The sequence below is a fragment of the Pseudomonas sp. 32A genome, assembly GCF_052682255.1.
The window spans coordinates 3,599,928-3,617,840 of the sequence record NZ_JBQYLY010000001.1; the positions used below are offsets into that span (position 1 = coordinate 3,599,928).

Consider the following 17,913-nt stretch of genomic DNA (forward strand, 5'->3'; position numbering starts at 1 on the left):
AGCTGACATGCAATTAAATGTAAATGACGCTCAAGCGATCGAAGTTTCCGAACTGACATTTGGCGGCGAATTCAACGAGACGCTGGTTCACCAAGCAGTCGTGGCCTACATGGCCGGCGGCCGTCAAGGTAGCAAGCAGCAAAAGACCCGTTCCGACGTTCGTGGTGGCGGTAAGCGCCCTTGGCGTCAGAAAGGTACTGGCCGTGCTCGTGCCGGTACTATCCGTAGCCCAATCTGGCGTGGCGGCGGTACCACTTTCGCAGCACGTCCACAGGATCACACCCAGAAGCTCAACAAGAAGATGTACCGCGCAGCACTGCGCTCCATCCTTGCTGAACTCGTGCGTACTGATCGTCTGGTCGTGGTTCAGGACTTCGCTGTTGAAGCGCCGAAAACCAAAGATCTGCTGAACAAGCTGAACGGCATGGGCCTGACTGACGTCTTGATCGTGTCTGAAGCTGTTGATCAGAACCTGTACCTGGCTGCTCGCAACCTGCCACACGTTGATGTACGTGACGTGCAAGGTTCCGATCCAGTTAGTCTGATCGCATACGACAAGGTGTTGATCACCGTGTCGGCCGTGAAGAAATTCGAGGAGCTGCTGGGATGAACCAGGAACGCGTATTTAAAGTTCTGCTTGGCCCGCACGTTTCCGAAAAGGCTACGGTTCTGGCTGACAAGAAAGGCCAGTTCGTTTTCAAGGTTGCAACTGACGCAACCAAGCTGGAAATCAAGAAGGCCGTCGAAAGCCTGTTCAGCGTGAAAGTAGAGCGTGTTACTACCCTGAATGTTCTGGGTAAGAGCAAGCGCACTGCTCGCGGTCTGGGCAAGCGTAATGACTGGAAGAAGGCAGTTATCTCCCTTCAGCCAGGCCAAGATCTCGATTTCAGCAGCAGTGCTGAGTAAGGAAGGGGTGCATCATGGCAATCGTTAAATGCAAACCGACTTCCCCTGGCCGCCGTTTTGTGGTCAAGGTGGTCAACCAGGAGCTGCATAAAGGCGCTCCTCACGCACCGCTGCTCGAGAAGAAATCGAAGACTGGTGGTCGTAACAACAATGGTCGTATTACCACTCGTCACATCGGTGGTGGCCATAAACAGCATTATCGTCTGGTCGACTTCCGTCGCAACGACAAAGATGGCATCGCTGCCACTGTCGAGCGTATCGAATACGATCCAAACCGTACTGCTCACATCGCTCTGCTGCTGTACGCAGATGGCGAGCGTCGCTACATCATCGCCCCTAAAGGCGTGAGTGCTGGTGACCAGCTGATCGCAGGTGCTTTGGCACCGATCAAGCCGGGCAACGCTCTGCAACTGCGCAACATTCCAGTTGGTAGCACCGTACACGGCATCGAATTGAAGCCGGGTAAAGGCGCGCAAATCGCTCGTTCCGCTGGTGCTTCGGCTCAGCTGATCGCTCGTGAAGGTGTCTACGTGACCCTGCGTCTGCGCTCTGGTGAAATGCGTAAAGTACTGGCTGAATGCCGTGCGACCCTGGGCGAAGTCTCGAACTCCGAGCACAGCCTGCGTTCGCTGGGTAAAGCTGGTGCCAAACGCTGGCGTGGCGTTCGCCCAACCGTTCGTGGTGTTGCCATGAACCCGGTTGACCACCCACACGGTGGTGGTGAAGGTCGTACCTCTGGTGGTCGTCATCCGGTATCGCCATGGGGCTTCCCGACTAAGGGCGCGAAGACTCGTGGTAATAAGCGTACCGACAAAATGATCGTCCGTCGTCGCAAGTAAATAGAGGGATACGACAGTGCCACGTTCTCTGAAAAAAGGTCCTTTTATTGATCTTCACCTACTGAAGAAGATCGAAGTGGCGGCGGAAAAGAACGATCGCAAACCGGTGAAAACCTGGTCGCGTCGTTCGATGATCCTGCCACAAATGGTCGGTCTGACCATTGCAGTGCATAACGGTCGTCAACATGTTCCAGTTCTCGTGAACGAAGACATGGTCGGCCACAAACTAGGCGAGTTTGCCGGTACCCGCACATATCGTGGGCACGTGGCAGACAAGAAAGCCAAGCGTTAAGGGGTAAGGAACGATGGAAGTAGCCGCTAAGTTGTCGGGCGCTCGAATCTCCGCCCAGAAAGCCCGCTTGGTCGCCGACCAGATCCGCGGGAAGAAGGTGGGCGAAGCGCTCAACCTGTTGGCTTTCAGCAGTAAGAAAGCCGCCGAGATCATCAAGAAAGTGCTGGAGTCGGCCGTAGCCAACGCCGAGCACAACGAAGGCGCAGACGTTGATGACCTTAAGGTCAGCACCGTTTTCGTCAACGAAGGGCGTTCGCTGAAGCGCATCATGCCTCGTGCCAAAGGCCGAGCTGATCGCATCGTCAAGCGGTCTTGCCATATCACTGTCAAGGTTGCTGACAAGTAACGGAGTCGAAGAGATGGGTCAGAAAGTACATCCCATTGGCATTCGCCTGGGAATCGTCAAGGAGCACACCTCCGTCTGGTACGCAGACGGTCGGACTTATGCGGACTACTTGTTCGCTGATCTGAAGGTGCGTGAGTATCTCCAAGACAAACTAAAAAGCGCGTCCGTGAGCCGTATCGATATCCATCGTCCTGCTCAAACTGCACGTATCACCATCCACACCGCTCGTCCAGGTATCGTTATCGGGAAGAAGGGTGAAGATGTTGAGAAACTGCGTCAGGACCTGACCAAGCAAATGGGTGTGCCTGTGCACATCAATATCGAAGAGATCCGTAAGCCGGAACTCGACGGTATGCTGGTTGCGCAGAGCGTAGCTCAGCAGCTGGAGCGTCGCGTAATGTTCCGTCGCGCTATGAAGCGCGCAGTACAGAACGCCATGCGCATTGGTGCCAAGGGCATCAAAATCCAAGTGAGCGGTCGTCTCGGCGGTGCTGAAATCGCACGTACTGAATGGTATCGCGAAGGTCGTGTGCCATTGCACACCCTGCGTGCCGACATCGACTATGCCAACTACGAAGCTCACACCACTTACGGTGTGATCGGTGTAAAGGTTTGGATCTTCAAGGGCGAAGTAATTGGTGGTCGCCAAGAAGAACTGAAACCACAAGCACCAGCGCCTCGTAAAAAAGCTGCTAAGTAAGGGGTACGCCAAATGTTGCAACCTAAGCGTACGAAGTTCCGCAAGCAGATGACAGGCCACAACCGTGGTCTGGCTCAGCGCGGTAGCAAAGTCAGCTTCGGCGAGTTCGCGCTGAAGTCTGTAGCTCGTGGTCGTCTCACCGCTCGTCAGATCGAGTCAGCGCGTCGTGCACTGACCCGTCACGTAAAACGTGGCGGCAAGATCTGGATCCGTGTATTCCCGGACAAGCCGATCTCCAAAAAACCTCTCGAGGTTCGGATGGGTAAAGGTAAGGGTAACGTGGAATACTGGGTAGCCCAGATTCAGCCAGGTAAAGTCCTGTATGAAATCGAGGGTGTAACTGAAGAGCTGGCGCGTGAGGCTTTTGCCCTGGCTGCTGCAAAGCTGCCGCTCGCCACCGCCTTTGTTAAACGGACGGTGATGTGATGAAAGCGAATGAACTTCGTGAAAAATCCGCACAGCAGCTGAACGAGCAACTGCTCGGCCTGCTGCGCGACCAGTTCAATCTGCGTATGCAGAAAGCAACTGGCCAGTTGGGGCAGTCTCATCTGCTCTCGCAAGTTAAGCGTGACATTGCTCGCGTGAAAACTGTGCTCAACCAGCAGGCAGGTAAGTGATCATGGCTGAAGCCGAAAAGACTGTCCGTACGCTGACTGGCCGTGTTGTCAGCGACAAGATGGACAAAACCATCACCGTTTTGATCGAGCGTCGCGTTAAGCACCCGATCTACGGTAAATACGTTAAGCGTTCGACTAAGCTGCACGCGCACGACGAAACCAATCAGTGCCACATCGGCGACAAAGTCACTATTCGTGAAACTCGTCCGCTGGCCAAGACCAAGTCTTGGGCACTGGTTGATGTTCTCGAACGCGCTGTGGAAGTCTAAGGACTAGGGGTCGGAGAAATTATATGATTCAGACTCAATCCATGCTCGATGTGGCCGATAACAGCGGCGCACGCCGCGTTATGTGCATCAAGGTGCTGGGTGGCTCCCATCGTCGTTACGCTGGTATCGGTGACATCATCAAAGTTACCGTGAAGGAAGCAATTCCTCGCGGTAAAGTGAAAAAAGGCCAAGTGATGACTGCTGTTGTAGTCCGCACTCGTCACGGCGTACGCCGTGCAGATGGCTCCATTATCCGCTTTGATGGCAACGCTGCTGTTCTTCTGAACAACAAGCAAGAGCCGATCGGCACCCGTATCTTTGGGCCAGTGACCCGTGAACTTCGTACTGAGAAGTTCATGAAGATCGTCTCGCTCGCCCCAGAAGTGCTGTAAGGAGATCCGACATGCAAAAGATTCGTCGTGACGACGAGATCATCGTGATCGCCGGCAAAGACAAAGGTAAGCGCGGTAAGGTGCTGAAGGTTCTTGCTGATGACCGTCTGGTCGTTAGTGGTCTGAACCTGGTCAAGCGTCATACCAAGCCTAACCCGATGTCGGGCGTACAAGGCGGTATCGTCGAGAAAGAAGCGCCACTGCACGCTTCTAACGTCGCCATCTTCAACGGCGAAACCAACAAGGCTGACCGCGTTGGTTTCAAAGTAGAAGAAGGTAAGAAAATTCGTGTCTTCAAGTCGACCCAAAAAGCGGTTGATGCTTGAACACTGCTAGGTAGAAGACCATGGCACGACTAAAAGAGATTTACCGGAAGGAAATCGCACCGAAACTTAAGGAAGAACTTAAGCTTTCGAACGTGATGGAAGTTCCGCGCGTTACCAAAATCACCCTGAACATGGGTCTGGGCGAAGCGATCGGCGACAAAAAAGTCATCGAGCACGCTGTTGCTGACCTGGAAAAGATCACCGGCCAAAAAGTCGTTGTGACCTACGCTCGTAAATCCATCGCTGGCTTTAAAGTCCGTGAAGGATGGCCGATCGGCGTCAAAGTGACTCTGCGCCGTGAGCGTATGTACGAATTCCTGGATCGTCTGCTGTCGATCTCCCTGCCTCGGGTCCGCGACTTCCGCGGCCTGAATGCCAAGTCCTTCGATGGTCGTGGTAACTACAGCATGGGCGTTAAAGAGCAGATCATCTTCCCGGAAATCGACTACGACAAGATCGATGCTCTCCGCGGTCTGGACATCACCCTGACCACCACTGCCAAGAACGATGATGAAGGCCGCGCTCTGCTGCGTGCGTTCAAATTCCCGTTCCGCAACTGATTGGAGTAGGACCATGGCCAAGATGAGCATGAAAAACCGCGAGCTGAAACGTCAGCTCACGGTTGCCAAGTACGCCAAGAAGCGTGCAGCACTGAAAGCAATCATCGTTGATCTGAACGCAAGTCCAGAAGCACGTTGGGAAGCTACAGTTGCTCTGCAGAAGCAGCCACGTGACGCAAGCGCTTCGCGCATGCGTAACCGCTGCCGCCTGACCGGTCGTCCACACGGCGTTTACCGCAAGTTCGGCCTCGGCCGTAACAAACTGCGTGAAGCGGCAATGCGTGGTGACGTACCAGGTCTGGTTAAAGCCAGCTGGTAAGTACTTTCGAAGTCCAGGTGGTCAGGATCGCAAGATACTGACCGCCGGTGACCTAGAATCTGGAACAAGCCCCTTTTGGGGCTTGTTTCATTTCCGGAGTGTGTCTAAAATACGCGGCTCGCCTGAGCCCGTGTGTTTTGTGCTCGGAGATTCTCGGCGACACGTAATGGCCGCAAGGCTAATTTTTTTGTATTAGGAGCGTCTAGCCATGAGTATGCAGGACCCGTTAGCGGACATGCTAACTCGTATCCGTAATGCCCAGATGGCTGAAAAGTCCGTCGTAAGCATGCCATCTTCCACGTTGAAGGTTGCTGTTGCCAAAGTCCTGAAAGACGAAGGCTACATTGCGGGTTATCAGATCAGCAGCGAAATCAAACCACTGCTGTCCATCGAGCTGAAGTACTTCGAAGGCCGTCCGGTCATCGAAGAAGTGAAGCGCGTTAGCCGTCCAGGCCTGCGTCAGTACAAGTCCGTTGATGATCTGCCAAAAGTTCGTGGCGGTCTCGGTGTGTCTATCGTCTCCACCAACAAAGGTGTGATGACGGATCGTGCTGCGCGCGCTGCCGGTGTCGGCGGCGAAGTTCTTTGCACTGTGTTCTAAGGGGGGATAAGCATGTCACGCGTCGCTAAGAACCCCGTTAAGCTGCCAGCCGGTGTCGAAGTAAAATTCGCAGGCCAACAGCTTTCGGTGAAGGGTGCCAAGGGCACTCTGGAACTGAACATCCATTCGTCCGTTGAGATCGTTGAAGAAGCTGGTGAGCTGCGTTTCGCTGCTCGCAATGGCGATCAACAAACTCGCGCAATGGCCGGTACCACTCGTGCGTTGGTAAACAACATGGTCCAAGGCGTAAGCCAAGGCTTCGAGCGTAAGCTCCAGCTGGTCGGTGTTGGTTACAAAGCGCAAGCAAAAGGCACGGTTCTGAACCTGGCCCTTGGCTTCTCGCACCCAGTGGATTACGAACTGCCGGAAGGCATCACCGCTGAGACCCCAAGCCAAACCGATATCCTGATCAAGGGTATTGATAAGCAGCTGGTAGGTCAGGTGGCCGCTGAGATCCGCGACTTCCGTCCACCAGAGCCGTACAAAGGCAAAGGTGTGCGCTACGCGGACGAAGTCGTCCGTCGTAAAGAAGCCAAGAAGAAGTAGGGCATAGCAAATGACCGACAAAAAAGTTACTCGACTGCGTCGCGCTCGCAAAGCACGCCTGAAAATGCACGAACTCGAAGTCGTGCGTCTCTGCGTGTTCCGCTCGTCGCAGCACATCTACGCCCAGGTCATCTCGGCCGACGGCAACAAAGTCCTGGCAAGCGCCTCGACTTTGGATAAAGAACTGCGTGATGGTGCCACTGGCAACATCGACGCGGCCACTAAGGTTGGCCAGCTGGTCGCTACGCGTGCTAAGGCCGCTGGCGTCTCGCAAGTGGCTTTCGACCGCTCTGGCTTCAAGTACCACGGCCGCGTGAAAGCGCTGGCTGATGCTGCTCGTGAAGCTGGGCTGGAGTTCTAAGTTATGTCAAATAACGACCAAAAGCGCGACGAAGGCTACATTGAGAAGCTGGTTCAAGTTAACCGCGTAGCCAAAACCGTTAAAGGCGGCCGTATCTTCACTTTCACCGCGTTGACCGTGGTTGGTGATGGTAAAGGGCGTGTTGGCTTCGGCCGTGGCAAGTCACGTGAAGTGCCTGCTGCGATCCAGAAGGCAATGGAAGCTGCTCGTCGCAACATGATCCAAGTTGATCTGAACGGCACCACTCTGCAGTACGCAATGAAGTCCGCTCACGGCGCTTCGAAGGTGTACATGCAGCCTGCTTCTGAAGGTACCGGTATCATCGCTGGCGGCGCTATGCGTGCTGTCCTCGAAGTTGCTGGCGTTCAGAACGTTCTGGCCAAGTGCTACGGCTCGACTAACCCGGTAAACGTGGTTCACGCCACTTTTAAAGGTTTGAAGGCTATGCAGTCTCCTGAATCCATTGCCGCCAAGCGTGGCAAAAGCGTCAAGGAGATCTTCTGATCATGGCTACCGTTAAAGTAACGCTGATCAAAAGCATGACCGGCCGCATCCCTAACCACAAATTGTGCGTTAAGGGTTTGGGTCTGCGTCGCATCGGTCACACTGTAGAAGTACTTGATACTCCCGAGAATCGCGGGATGATCAACAAGGCTTACTACATGCTGCGTGTCGAGGGTTAATTCGATGAAACTCAATGATCTGAGTCCAGCGCCGGGTTCCCGTCGCGAAAAGCATCGTCCGGGCCGTGGTATCGGTAGTGGTTTGGGCAAAACCGGTGGCCGTGGCCACAAAGGTCAGTCCTCCCGCTCCGGTGGCACCATCGCTCCAGGCTTTGAAGGCGGTCAACAGCCGCTGCATCGTCGCCTGCCGAAGTTCGGTTTCGTTTCCCTGAAAGCCATGGACCGCGCAGAAGTGCGTCTGTCCGAGCTGGCCAAAGTGGAAGGCGACATCGTTACCGTGCAGACCCTGAAAGATGCCAACGTGATCAACGTCAACGTACAGCGTGTGAAAATCATGCTGTCCGGTGAAGTGACTCGCGCTGTCACTATCGGCAAGGGAATCGGCGCCACCAAAGGTGCGCGTTCGGCTATCGAAGCAGCTGGCGGCAAGTTCGAGGAATAAATGGCTAAGCAAGGTGCTCTCTCAGCGCTCGGCAAAGGCGGTATGTCTGAACTTTGGGCTCGTCTGCGTTTTCTGTTCCTGGCGATTATCGTCTACCGAATAGGCGCACACATCCCGGTTCCAGGTATCAACCCGGACCGACTCGCAGACCTGTTTCGACAGAATGAGGGGACCATTCTTAGCTTGTTCAACATGTTTTCCGGCGGCGCGCTGGAACGGATGAGCATCTTTGCACTGGGGATCATGCCGTACATCTCGGCATCGATCATCATGCAGCTGATGACCGCCGTTAGCCCGCAGCTGGAGCAGTTGAAGAAGGAAGGTGAAGCTGGCCGTCGCAAGATAAGCCAGTACACCCGCTACGGCACTGTCATCCTCGCCCTGGTCCAAGCTATCGGCATGTCCGTTGGCCTGGCCGGGCAGGGTGTTGCGTTCACTGGTGACTTTGGCTTCCATTTCGTCGCGGTATCCACTTTTGTGGCTGGTGCGATGTTCATGATGTGGCTGGGTGAGCAGATTACTGAGCGTGGTGTTGGTAACGGTATCTCGATGTTGATTTTCGCAGGTATCGTTGCCGGTCTTCCGAGAGCGATTGGGCAGTCTTTCGAGTCTGCACGTCAGGGTGATATCAACATCTTCGCCTTGGTTGCCATCGGTTTGTTGGCAGTAGCGATTATCGGTTTTGTGGTGTTCATTGAGCGTGGTCAGCGTCGTATTGCTGTTCACTACGCCAAGCGTCAGCAGGGCCGCAAGGTCTTTGCCGCGCAGACCAGCCACTTGCCGCTGAAAGTGAACATGGCCGGGGTTATTCCCGCCATTTTCGCGAGCAGCATTTTGCTGTTTCCGGCTTCGTTGGGTGCCTGGTTCGGTCAGTCTGAAGGTATGGGCTGGTTGCAGGACATCTCGCAGTCGATCGCTCCTGGTCAGCCGTTGAATATTCTGCTGTTTAGTGCAGGGATTATTTTCTTCTGCTTCTTCTATACGGCGTTGATGTTCAATCCGAAAGACGTAGCGGAAAACCTGAAGAAGTCCGGTGCCTTTATTCCGGGTATTCGTCCAGGTGAGCAGTCTGCGCGCTACATTGATGGCGTTCTGACTCGCTTGACCATGTTCGGTGCTCTATATATGACGGCCGTGTGCTTGTTGCCCCAGTTCCTGGTGGTTGCAGCAAACGTTCCGTTCTACCTTGGCGGGACCTCGTTGCTGATCGTCGTCGTGGTTGTGATGGACTTCATGTCCCAAGTACAATCGCACCTCGTTTCGCACCAGTACGAATCCCTGATGAAGAAAGCCAACCTGAAGGGTTACGGCAGCGGCATGTTGCGCTGAGTACCCATAAGGTTCGAGGAGTTGGTGATGAAAGTTCGTGCATCGGTGAAAAAGCTGTGCCGTAACTGCAAGATTATTCGCCGCGAAGGTGTTGTTCGAGTAATTTGCAGCGCGGAACCGCGTCACAAACAGCGCCAAGGCTGAGTGTGATCCGCTTGAAGCCCGGCAGCTAGTGCGCTGCCGGGTTGATTATTTGTTATTACAGCGATATTATCTCGCGCCCTATTTCTTGGCTTCCGGGGCGTAGGTAGCTGTCAATTGGAGTCCCACTGAATGGCCCGTATTGCAGGCGTTAACATTCCAGATAACAAGCACACTGTTATCTCGCTGACCTACATCTATGGTGTTGGTCGCACTACTGCGCAGAAAATTTGCGCAGACACTGGGGTAAACCCAGCCGCAAAGATCAAAGATCTGAGCGACGAGCAGATTGAGCTGTTGCGTGGCGAAGTGGCGAAGTTCACCACTGAAGGTGACCTGCGCCGCGAAATCAACATGAAAATCAAGCGTTTGATGGACCTCGGTTGCTACCGTGGTCTGCGTCATCGTCGTGGTCTTCCAGTACGCGGTCAGCGTACCAAGACTAACGCGCGTACCCGTAAAGGTCCGCGTAAGCCGATCCGCAAGTAATCGCCCACGCGAATCGACAGGAAATTAATCATGGCAAAACCTGCTGCTCGTCCTCGTAAAAAAGTTAAAAAGACAGTGGTTGATGGCATCGCCCACATCCATGCATCTTTTAACAACACAATCGTGACCATCACCGACCGTCAAGGTAACGCGCTTTCTTGGGCTACCTCCGGTGGTTCGGGTTTCCGCGGTTCCCGCAAGTCCACCCCGTTTGCTGCTCAAGTAGCTGCTGAACGTGCTGGTCAAGCTGCGCTGGAATATGGCCTGAAAAACCTCGACGTTAACGTCAAAGGTCCAGGTCCAGGTCGTGAGTCTGCTGTCCGTGCATTGAACGGCTGTGGCTATAAGATCGCCAGCATCACCGACGTGACGCCAATCCCGCACAACGGGTGCCGTCCGCCGAAGAAGCGCCGCGTGTAATCCAGGAGATTGTAAAGAATGGCTCGTTACATTGGTCCAAAATGCAAACTCGCTCGTCGTGAAGGCACCGATCTCTTTCTGAAGAGCGGCGTGCGCGCGATCGAATCGAAGTGCAACATTGAAGCAGCACCTGGTATCCACGGCCAACGCCGCGGTCGCCAGTCCGATTACGGCACCCAACTGCGTGAAAAGCAGAAGGTCCGTCGTATCTACGGCGTTCTCGAGCGTCAGTTCAGCGGCTACTACAAAGAAGCTGCTGGCAAGAAAGGTGCAACTGGTGAAAACCTGCTGCAACTGCTCGAATGCCGTCTGGACAACGTTGTATACCGTATGGGCTTTGGTTCGACTCGTGCCGAATCCCGTCAGCTGGTATCGCACAAATCCGTCAGCGTAAACGGCCAAACCGTTAACGTCCCGTCGTACCAGGTTCGTGCTGGTGACGTGGTCGCGATTCGCGAGAAAGCAAAAAATCAACTTCGCATTGTCCAAGCTCTCGATCTGTGTGCCCAACGTGGCCGCGTAGAATGGGTAGAAGTAGACACTGAGAAGAAGTCGGGCGTTTTCAAGAACGTTCCTGCTCGCAGTGATCTGTCCGCCGACATCAACGAAAGCCTGATTGTCGAGCTCTACTCCAAGTAAGGGCTAGAAAATAGGTGCATCCATGCAGATTTCGGTAAATGAGTTCCTGACACCCCGTCACATTGATGTGCAGGTTGTCAGTCCAACCCGCGCCAAGATCACTCTCGAGCCTCTCGAGCGTGGTTTTGGCCACACCCTGGGCAACGCGCTGCGCCGCATCCTGTTGTCCTCAATGCCCGGCTGTGCAGTAGTCGAGGCCGAGATTGACGGTGTGCTCCACGAGTACAGCGCCATCGAAGGTGTACAGGAAGACGTAATTGAAATCCTGTTGAACCTTAAAGGTCTGGCTATCAAGCTGCACGGCCGTGACGAAGTTACGCTGACCTTGTCGAAGAAGGGTTCGGGGGTGGTTACCGCTGCCGATATTCAGCTGGATCATGATGTCGAGATCGTTAATCCCGATCACGTAATCGCTAACCTGGCGTCTAACGGCGCCCTGAACATGAAGCTCACTGTAGCTCGTGGTCGTGGTTATGAACCGGCCGACTCGCGTCAGAGCGATGAAGACGAAAGCCGCAGCATTGGTCGCTTGCAGCTCGACTCTTCGTTCAGCCCGGTTCGCCGTATCGCATACGTGGTGGAAAACGCCCGTGTCGAACAGCGTACTAACCTGGACAAGCTGGTTATTGATCTGGAAACCAACGGTACTCTGGATCCTGAAGAGGCTATCCGCCGCGCTGCAACCATTCTGCAACAGCAGTTGGCTGCGTTCGTCGACCTCAAAGGTGACAGCGAACCAGTGGTAATCGAGCAGGAAGACGAGATCGATCCGATCCTGCTTCGCCCGGTTGACGATCTGGAACTGACTGTACGTTCGGCTAACTGCCTTAAGGCGGAAAACATTTACTACATCGGCGATCTGATTCAGCGCACCGAAGTAGAACTGTTGAAGACTCCGAACCTGGGCAAGAAATCCTTGACTGAAATCAAGGACGTTCTGGCCTCCCGCGGTCTGTCCCTCGGCATGCGCCTCGACAACTGGCCGCCTGCAAGTCTTAAGAAGGACGACAAGGCGACTGCCTGATCGTCGTAATCACCGAACGTGAGTTTGGTAAGGAATGAACCATGCGTCATCGTAAAAGTGGTCGTCACCTGAGCCGTACCAGCTCGCACCGTAAGGCTATGTTCCAGAACATGGCGGTGTCGCTGTTCGAGCACGAGCTGATCAAAACTACACTGCCGAAAGCTAAAGAACTGCGTCGCGTTGCTGAGCCGCTGATTACTTTGGCCAAGACAGACAGCCTGGCTAACCGCCGTTTGGCTTTCGACCGTACTCGTTCGAAAGCTATCGTTGGTAAGCTCTTCAACGACCTGGGCAAGCGTTACGCTACCCGTGAGGGTGGCTACCTGCGCATCCTCAAGTGCGGTTTCCGCGCTGGTGACAACGCGCCTATGGCGTACGTTGAGCTGATCGATCGTCCAGTTGGCGGTGAAGCTGTATCCGCTGAGTAAGACGTCAGTCTGTAACGAAGAACCGGGCCTAGTGCCCGGTTTTTTGTGCGCGGTAGAAAACTGGAACTAACTCGAGCGAATAGGTATTTGGCTGATGAAACTGCCTTTTGCTATCCGTACGGATGACTCGTTAGTTAATTTCTATCGATGATCATGATTTAATGAATTTGATGGTGTCATCTTCCTGGTCAATACTGCTCCCAAGCCGATTAGCCGGCAGTTCCAAGACTGACCTGAGGAAGATTGAGCATGAGCCAGAATAAAACCCTTACTACCGCCAGCGGCGCCCCCGTTGCCGATAACCAGAATTCCCGTTCGGCCGGCCCACGCGGCCCATTGCTGCTCGACGATTTTCACCTGATCGAGAAGCTCGCGCACTTCAACCGTGAAAACATCCCTGAGCGTCGCGTACACGCCAAAGGCTCGGGCGCCTACGGTACCTTCACCGTCACCCAAGACATCACTCAGTACACCAGCGCCAAGTTGTTCGAGTCCGTGGGCAAGCAAACTCCGACCTTCTTGCGCTTCTCCACGGTAGGTGGCGAACGCGGTTCGGCTGACACTGAGCGCGACCCACGCGGTTTCGCGTTGAAGTTCTACACCGAGGAAGGGAACTGGGACATCGTTGGCAACAACACCCCGGTGTTCTTCATCCGTGACCCGCTGAAATTCCCGGACTTCATCCACACACAAAAGCGCCTGCCGCAAAGCAACCTGAAAAGTGCACAGATGATGTGGGACTTCTGGTCGCACTCCCCTGAGGCGCTGCACCAGGTCACGATCCTGTTTTCGGACCGCGGCATCCCGGACGGCTACCGTCACATGCACGGCTTTGGTAGCCACACCTACAGCCTGATTAACGCCAAGGGCGAGCGTCACTGGGTGAAGTGGCACTACAAGACCAAGCAAGGCATCAAGAACCTGGCACCGGCTGAGGCTGCACGCTTGGCGGGTACCGACCCTGATTACGCCCAGCGCGATCTGTTCGGCGCTATCGAGCGTGGGGATTTCCCGAAATGGCGCGTGTGCATCCAGATCATGACGGAAGCCCAAGCGAACGCTCACTACGAGAACCCGTTCGACGTGACCAAGACCTGGTCGCAGAAAGAGTTCCCGTTGATTGAAGTGGGCGAGCTGGAGCTGAACCGCAACCCGCTGAACTACTTCGCTGAAGTTGAGCAGGCGGCTTTCGGTCCAAGCAACATGGTCCCAGGTGTTGGCTTGTCGCCAGACCGCATGTTGCAAGGTCGCGTGTTCGCTTACGCTGATGCCCACCGCTACCGTGTTGGCACCAATCACCAGCAACTTCCGGTGAACGCGCCACGCAGCCCGGTCAACAGCTACCAGCGTGACGGTTCGATGGCATTCGGCGCCAATGGCGGTGCGGCTCCCAACTACGAGCCAAACAGCTATGCCGATGCACCGAAGCAGGCTCCTCAGTACGCCGAGCCAGCCTTGGCCCTAAGCGGTGCGGCTGATCGTTACGATCACCGCGAGGACACCGACTACTACAGCCACGCCGGTGCGCTGTTCCGCCTGATGAATGATGAGCAGAAAGCCCTGCTGATCAACAATATCGCCGGCGCCATGGCGGGTGTTTCCAGTGATGTGGTGCAGCGCCAGTTGCAGTACTTCTTCAAAGCCGATCCGGCTTATGGAGAAGGGATCGCATCTGCACTGGGTGTATCGCTTAACTAACTCTAAACGATAAGCAGAACCGCCCTCATTTGGGCGGTTTTTGCGTTATTTCAGCTACTTTTCACCGGAAATCTTCACTTTTCTGCCGTTGGTCCCGTGACCTCCGGGTCATCATGGTTCAAACTACAGACTTTCAAGTAGGGAGATGTAGGGCGATGCAAGGTCACCCCGACGTAATCGATTACCTCAACACGTTGCTGACGGGCGAACTGGCAGCTCGTGACCAATATTTCATTCACTCGCGGATGTACGAAGACTGGGGCTTTACCGAGCTCTACGAGCGTATCAATCATGAAATGGAAGAAGAGGCACAGCACGCTGACGCGCTGATGCGCCGTATCCTGATGCTCGAAGGCACGCCGCGTATGCGTCCCGACGACCTGGACACCGGCACCACGGTGCCAGAGATGCTCGCCAGCGACCTGCGCCTTGAGTACAAGGTCCGTGCCGCGCTCTGCAAGGGCATCGAGCTCTGCGAGCAGCACAACGACTACGTCACGCGGGAAATACTGCGGGTGCAGTTGAATGACACCGAAGAAGATCACACCTACTGGCTGGAAAAGCAGTTGGGCCTGATCAAGCGGATTGGCCTGGAGAACTACCTGCAATCGCAGTTCTGATTCCTCCAGCTACAAAAAAAGCCCCTGTCACTGTGTAAGTGACAGGGGCTTTCTCGTGGGCTTGAACAATCAGTCCTTGTCGCGAGCCAGCAGAGGCTTGAGGTAGAAGCCGGTGTGAGACTGCTTCATCTCCGAGACTTGCTCCGGGGTGCCGACCGCAATGATCTGCCCACCTTTGGAACCGCCTTCCGGCCCCAGGTCCACCAGCCAGTCGGCCGTCTTGATCACATCCAGGTTGTGCTCGATCACTACCACCGTGTTGCCGTGGTCACGCAGGCGATGCAGCACATCCAGCAATTGCTGGATATCCGCGAAGTGTAGCCCAGTAGTCGGCTCGTCGAGGATGTACAGCGTCTTGCCGGTATCACGCTTGGACAGTTCGCGGGACAGCTTGACCCGCTGCGCCTCGCCACCCGACAGCGTCGTCGCCGACTGACCCAGCTTGATGTACGACAGGCCAACATCCATCAGCGTCTGCAGCTTGCGCGCCAGGGCCGGTACCGCGTCAAAGAACACCCGGGCTTCCTCGATCGTCATCTCGAGGGTTTCGTGGATGCTCTTGCCCTTGTACTTGATCTCCAGGGTTTCGCGGTTGTAGCGCTTGCTCTTGCACACGTCGCACGGCACGTAGATATCCGGCAGGAAGTGCATCTCAACTTTGATCAAGCCATCGCCCTGGCACGCCTCACAGCGCCCGCCCTTGACGTTGAACGAGAACCGGCCAGGTCCATAACCGCGGGAGCGGGATTCCGGCACGCCGGCGAACAGCTCGCGAATCGGCGTGAACAACCCTGTGTAGGTGGCCGGGTTGGAACGCGGTGTGCGGCCAATCGGGCTTTGGTCGATATCGACCACCTTATCCAGGTGTTCCAGACCCTTGATGCTGTCATGAGCGGCGGCTTCAAGAGTCGTCGCGCCGTTCAGTGCAGTGGCGCTCAACGGAAACAACGTGTTGTTGATCAGCGTCGACTTGCCCGAACCGGATACACCGGTCACGCAGGTCAGCAGACCCAGCGGAATCTCCAGATCAACGTTGCGCAAGTTGTTGCCACGCGCGCCCTTGAGGTGCAGTGCCATCTTCTTGTTGCGCGGCGTACGTTTGGCCGGCACGGCGATCTTCACACGGCCCGACAAGTATTTGCCGGTCAGCGAGTCAGGATGCGCCATCACTTCTGCTGGCGTGCCCTCGGCGACAATATGCCCACCGTGCACACCCGCGCCCGGGCCGATGTCGACCACGTAGTCCGCAAGACGAATCGCATCTTCATCGTGCTCAACCACGATCACCGTATTACCGATGTCCCGCAGGTGCTTCAGTGTACCCAGCAGGCGATCGTTGTCCCGTTGATGCAAACCAATGGATGGCTCATCGAGGATGTACAACACACCCACCAGACCGGCGCCAATCTGGCTGGCCAAGCGAATCCGCTGGGCTTCACCACCGGAGAGCGTATCGGCACTGCGGTCCAGCGACAGGTAGTCCAGGCCCACGTTGACCAGGAACTGCAACCGCTCACGAATTTCCTTGAGGATCTTGTCGGCAATCTCCCCGCGGCGTCCCGTCAGCTTCAGCGTGCCGAAGTATTCGCAGGCATCGCCAATCGGCAGGTTGGTTACCGCCGGCAGTGTCTTCTCGCCGACCCACACATGCCGCGCTTCACGGCGCAGGCGCGTGCCACGGCAGTCCGGGCACGGCTGGGTGCTGAGGAACTTGGCCAGTTCTTCGCGCACGCTGGCGGATTCGGTCTCGCGGTAGCGCCGCTCCAGGTTCGGCACGATGCCTTCGAACGGGTGCGAGCGTTTGACGATATCGCCACGGTCATTCAAATACTTGAAGTCGACGTTCTGCGAACCGCTGCCGTGCAGGATGAATTTCTGGTGTTCGGCCGTCAGCTCGTTGAAGGGCACTTCGAGGCTGAACTTGTAGTGGGACGCCAGCGAACCCAGCATCTGGAAGTAATAGACGTTACGCCTGTCCCAGCCGCGTATCGCACCTTCCGCCAGTGTGAGGTCACCATTGACCAGGCGCTTGATGTCGAAGAATTGCTTAACCCCCAGGCCATCACAGGTCGGGCAGGCGCCGGCGGGGTTGTTGAAGGAAAACAGCTTCGGTTCCAGCTCGCTGATGGCATGGCCGCAGATCGGGCAGGCGAAGCGCGCGGAAAAGATGATTTCTTCCCCCGGCTCGTCGTCCATTGGTGCTACCAGGGCGATACCGTCCGCCAGCTTGAGCGCGGTCTCGAAGGATTCCGCCAGGCGCTGTTGCAAATCGGCACGCACCTTGAAGCGGTCGACCACTACATCAATCGAGTGCTTCTTCTGCTTATCCAGCTTTGGCGCTTCGTCCAGCTCATAGAGCTTGCCGTTGATCCGGGCACGCACGAAACCTTGCGCACGCAGCTCTTCAAAGACTGAAAGGTGCTCACCCTTGCGCTCGCGGATCACCGGTGCCAGCAGCATCAATTTGGCGCCTTCCGGCTGGGCCAGCACCAGGTCGACCATCTGGCTGACGGTCTGGGCTTCCAGGGGAATGTCGTGGTCCGGGCAACGGGGGATACCCACGCGGGCATACAGCAGGCGCAGGTAGTCGTAGATCTCGGTAATGGTGCCCACGGTAGAGCGTGGGTTATGGGATGTGGATTTCTGTTCGATGGAAATCGCGGGCGACAGGCCTTCAATGGTGTCGACGTCGGGCTTTTCCATCATCGACAGGAACTGGCGGGCATAGGCCGACAGGGATTCCACGTAGCGGCGCTGGCCTTCGGCGTACAGCGTGTCAAACGCCAGGGACGACTTGCCGGACCCGGACAAGCCGGTGATGACGATCAGTTTGTCCCGTGGCAGGGTCAGGTCGATGTTCTTCAGGTTGTGGGTTCGAGCCCCACGAATCAGGATCTTGTCCAAGATGGCCTCGCACGGCGGGCGT

29 protein-coding genes are annotated in these 17,913 nt (G+C 55.7%); 28 read left to right on the forward strand and 1 reads right to left on the reverse strand.

Translation table 11 applies throughout. The features are described 5' to 3' along the window. Window positions 1-7: 7 nt before the first annotated feature. From rplD to bfr, 28 genes are all read left to right on the forward strand, one after another. Window positions 8-610 (forward strand): 50S ribosomal protein L4, encoded by a 603-nt coding sequence (gene rplD, locus ACUN0G_RS16410; protein WP_003210082.1) that lies wholly within the window; start codon window positions 8-10, stop codon window positions 608-610. Beyond that, window positions 607-906 (forward strand): 50S ribosomal protein L23, encoded by a 300-nt coding sequence (rplW, locus tag ACUN0G_RS16415; protein ID WP_002555488.1) that lies wholly within the window; start codon window positions 607-609, stop codon window positions 904-906. Before rplD ends, rplW begins: the two co-directional genes overlap by 4 nt. Window positions 907-920: 14 nt before the next feature. Further along, the gene (gene rplB / locus ACUN0G_RS16420) at window positions 921-1,745 is read left to right on the forward strand and encodes a 50S ribosomal protein L2 (protein ID WP_003210080.1); all 825 of its coding nucleotides are present in this window, start codon (window positions 921-923) and stop codon (window positions 1,743-1,745) included. A gap of 16 nt (window positions 1,746-1,761) precedes the next feature. Then, window positions 1,762-2,037 (forward strand): 30S ribosomal protein S19, encoded by a 276-nt coding sequence (gene rpsS, locus ACUN0G_RS16425; RefSeq protein WP_002555486.1) that lies wholly within the window; start codon window positions 1,762-1,764, stop codon window positions 2,035-2,037. A 13-nt stretch (window positions 2,038-2,050) separates the two neighbouring features. Beyond that, on the forward strand, window positions 2,051-2,383 hold the full coding sequence (gene rplV / locus ACUN0G_RS16430; protein WP_003210077.1) for a 50S ribosomal protein L22: 333 nt from the start codon (window positions 2,051-2,053) through the stop codon (window positions 2,381-2,383). A gap of 13 nt (window positions 2,384-2,396) precedes the next feature. After that, the gene (gene rpsC / locus ACUN0G_RS16435) at window positions 2,397-3,083 is read left to right on the forward strand and encodes a 30S ribosomal protein S3 (RefSeq protein WP_003176422.1); all 687 of its coding nucleotides are present in this window, start codon (window positions 2,397-2,399) and stop codon (window positions 3,081-3,083) included. A 12-nt stretch (window positions 3,084-3,095) separates the two neighbouring features. Beyond that, window positions 3,096-3,509 carry a 50S ribosomal protein L16 gene (rplP, locus tag ACUN0G_RS16440; RefSeq protein ID WP_003232424.1) on the forward strand — a complete coding sequence of 138 codons (414 nt, stop codon included), beginning with the start codon at window positions 3,096-3,098 and terminating at the stop codon, window positions 3,507-3,509. Further along, window positions 3,509-3,700, forward strand: coding sequence for a 50S ribosomal protein L29 (rpmC, locus tag ACUN0G_RS16445; RefSeq protein ID WP_002555481.1), 192 nt, complete (start codon window positions 3,509-3,511; stop codon window positions 3,698-3,700). The genes rplP and rpmC overlap by 1 nt, the downstream gene beginning before the upstream one ends. A 2-nt stretch (window positions 3,701-3,702) precedes the next feature. Further along, the gene (gene rpsQ, locus ACUN0G_RS16450; protein ID WP_003176419.1) at window positions 3,703-3,969 is read left to right on the forward strand and encodes a 30S ribosomal protein S17; all 267 of its coding nucleotides are present in this window, start codon (window positions 3,703-3,705) and stop codon (window positions 3,967-3,969) included. Between the two features lie 23 nt (window positions 3,970-3,992). Continuing rightward, window positions 3,993-4,361, forward strand: coding sequence for a 50S ribosomal protein L14 (gene rplN / locus ACUN0G_RS16455; RefSeq protein WP_002555479.1), 369 nt, complete (start codon window positions 3,993-3,995; stop codon window positions 4,359-4,361). A gap of 11 nt (window positions 4,362-4,372) precedes the next feature. After that, window positions 4,373-4,687, forward strand: coding sequence for a 50S ribosomal protein L24 (gene rplX, locus ACUN0G_RS16460; protein WP_003210072.1), 315 nt, complete (start codon window positions 4,373-4,375; stop codon window positions 4,685-4,687). Window positions 4,688-4,707: 20 nt separating this feature from the next. Further along, a complete protein-coding gene (gene rplE / locus ACUN0G_RS16465) occupies window positions 4,708-5,247 on the forward strand; it encodes a 50S ribosomal protein L5 (protein WP_003210069.1) in 540 nt (179 codons plus the stop codon). Window positions 5,248-5,260: 13 nt separating this feature from the next. Beyond that, window positions 5,261-5,566, forward strand: a complete 306-nt coding sequence (gene rpsN, locus ACUN0G_RS16470) for a 30S ribosomal protein S14 (protein ID WP_003176414.1) — start codon at window positions 5,261-5,263, stop codon at window positions 5,564-5,566. 208 nt (window positions 5,567-5,774) lie between these two features. Beyond that, window positions 5,775-6,167, forward strand: coding sequence for a 30S ribosomal protein S8 (gene rpsH / locus ACUN0G_RS16475; RefSeq protein WP_003186040.1), 393 nt, complete (start codon window positions 5,775-5,777; stop codon window positions 6,165-6,167). A gap of 12 nt (window positions 6,168-6,179) precedes the next feature. Continuing rightward, window positions 6,180-6,713: a 50S ribosomal protein L6 gene (rplF, locus tag ACUN0G_RS16480; protein WP_003176412.1), complete on the forward strand. Its 534-nt coding sequence runs from the start codon at window positions 6,180-6,182 to the stop codon at window positions 6,711-6,713. Window positions 6,714-6,723: 10 nt separating this feature from the next. Continuing rightward, window positions 6,724-7,074, forward strand: coding sequence for a 50S ribosomal protein L18 (rplR, locus tag ACUN0G_RS16485; RefSeq protein WP_003186037.1), 351 nt, complete (start codon window positions 6,724-6,726; stop codon window positions 7,072-7,074). A gap of 3 nt (window positions 7,075-7,077) precedes the next feature. After that, the gene (rpsE, locus tag ACUN0G_RS16490) at window positions 7,078-7,578 is read left to right on the forward strand and encodes a 30S ribosomal protein S5 (RefSeq protein ID WP_003186035.1); all 501 of its coding nucleotides are present in this window, start codon (window positions 7,078-7,080) and stop codon (window positions 7,576-7,578) included. A gap of 2 nt (window positions 7,579-7,580) precedes the next feature. Then, window positions 7,581-7,757 (forward strand): 50S ribosomal protein L30, encoded by a 177-nt coding sequence (gene rpmD / locus ACUN0G_RS16495; RefSeq protein ID WP_003186033.1) that lies wholly within the window; start codon window positions 7,581-7,583, stop codon window positions 7,755-7,757. Window positions 7,758-7,761: 4 nt separating this feature from the next. Next, complete coding sequence (gene rplO, locus ACUN0G_RS16500; protein ID WP_003210066.1) at window positions 7,762-8,199, forward strand: 50S ribosomal protein L15; 438 nt, start codon at window positions 7,762-7,764, stop codon at window positions 8,197-8,199. After that, on the forward strand, window positions 8,200-9,528 hold the full coding sequence (gene secY / locus ACUN0G_RS16505; protein ID WP_003210064.1) for a preprotein translocase subunit SecY: 1,329 nt from the start codon (window positions 8,200-8,202) through the stop codon (window positions 9,526-9,528). Between the two features lie 27 nt (window positions 9,529-9,555). Next, window positions 9,556-9,672 carry a 50S ribosomal protein L36 gene (rpmJ, locus tag ACUN0G_RS16510; protein ID WP_002555468.1) on the forward strand — a complete coding sequence of 39 codons (117 nt, stop codon included), beginning with the start codon at window positions 9,556-9,558 and terminating at the stop codon, window positions 9,670-9,672. A gap of 129 nt (window positions 9,673-9,801) precedes the next feature. Continuing rightward, entirely contained in the window at window positions 9,802-10,158 is a 357-nt protein-coding gene (gene rpsM / locus ACUN0G_RS16515; RefSeq protein ID WP_003210063.1) for a 30S ribosomal protein S13, read from the forward strand. Between the two features lie 30 nt (window positions 10,159-10,188). Beyond that, window positions 10,189-10,578, forward strand: coding sequence for a 30S ribosomal protein S11 (gene rpsK / locus ACUN0G_RS16520; RefSeq protein WP_002555466.1), 390 nt, complete (start codon window positions 10,189-10,191; stop codon window positions 10,576-10,578). A gap of 18 nt (window positions 10,579-10,596) precedes the next feature. Further along, a complete protein-coding gene (gene rpsD / locus ACUN0G_RS16525; RefSeq protein WP_003210056.1) occupies window positions 10,597-11,217 on the forward strand; it encodes a 30S ribosomal protein S4 in 621 nt (206 codons plus the stop codon). A gap of 22 nt (window positions 11,218-11,239) precedes the next feature. Then, window positions 11,240-12,241 (forward strand): DNA-directed RNA polymerase subunit alpha, encoded by a 1,002-nt coding sequence (locus ACUN0G_RS16530; RefSeq protein ID WP_003176403.1) that lies wholly within the window; start codon window positions 11,240-11,242, stop codon window positions 12,239-12,241. Window positions 12,242-12,282: 41 nt separating this feature from the next. Next, window positions 12,283-12,669, forward strand: coding sequence for a 50S ribosomal protein L17 (gene rplQ, locus ACUN0G_RS16535; RefSeq protein ID WP_003210053.1), 387 nt, complete (start codon window positions 12,283-12,285; stop codon window positions 12,667-12,669). Window positions 12,670-12,918: 249 nt separating this feature from the next. Continuing rightward, complete coding sequence (locus tag ACUN0G_RS16540) at window positions 12,919-14,367, forward strand: catalase (protein ID WP_258342417.1); 1,449 nt, start codon at window positions 12,919-12,921, stop codon at window positions 14,365-14,367. A gap of 155 nt (window positions 14,368-14,522) precedes the next feature. Then, on the forward strand, window positions 14,523-14,987 hold the full coding sequence (gene bfr / locus ACUN0G_RS16545) for a bacterioferritin (protein ID WP_445573831.1): 465 nt from the start codon (window positions 14,523-14,525) through the stop codon (window positions 14,985-14,987). 69 nt (window positions 14,988-15,056) lie between these two features. On the opposite strand, the gene uvrA is transcribed toward bfr, so the two are convergent. Beyond that, a complete protein-coding gene (gene uvrA / locus ACUN0G_RS16550; protein WP_010174605.1) occupies window positions 15,057-17,891 on the reverse strand; it encodes an excinuclease ABC subunit UvrA in 2,835 nt (944 codons plus the stop codon). Window positions 17,892-17,913: the final 22 nt, after the last annotated feature.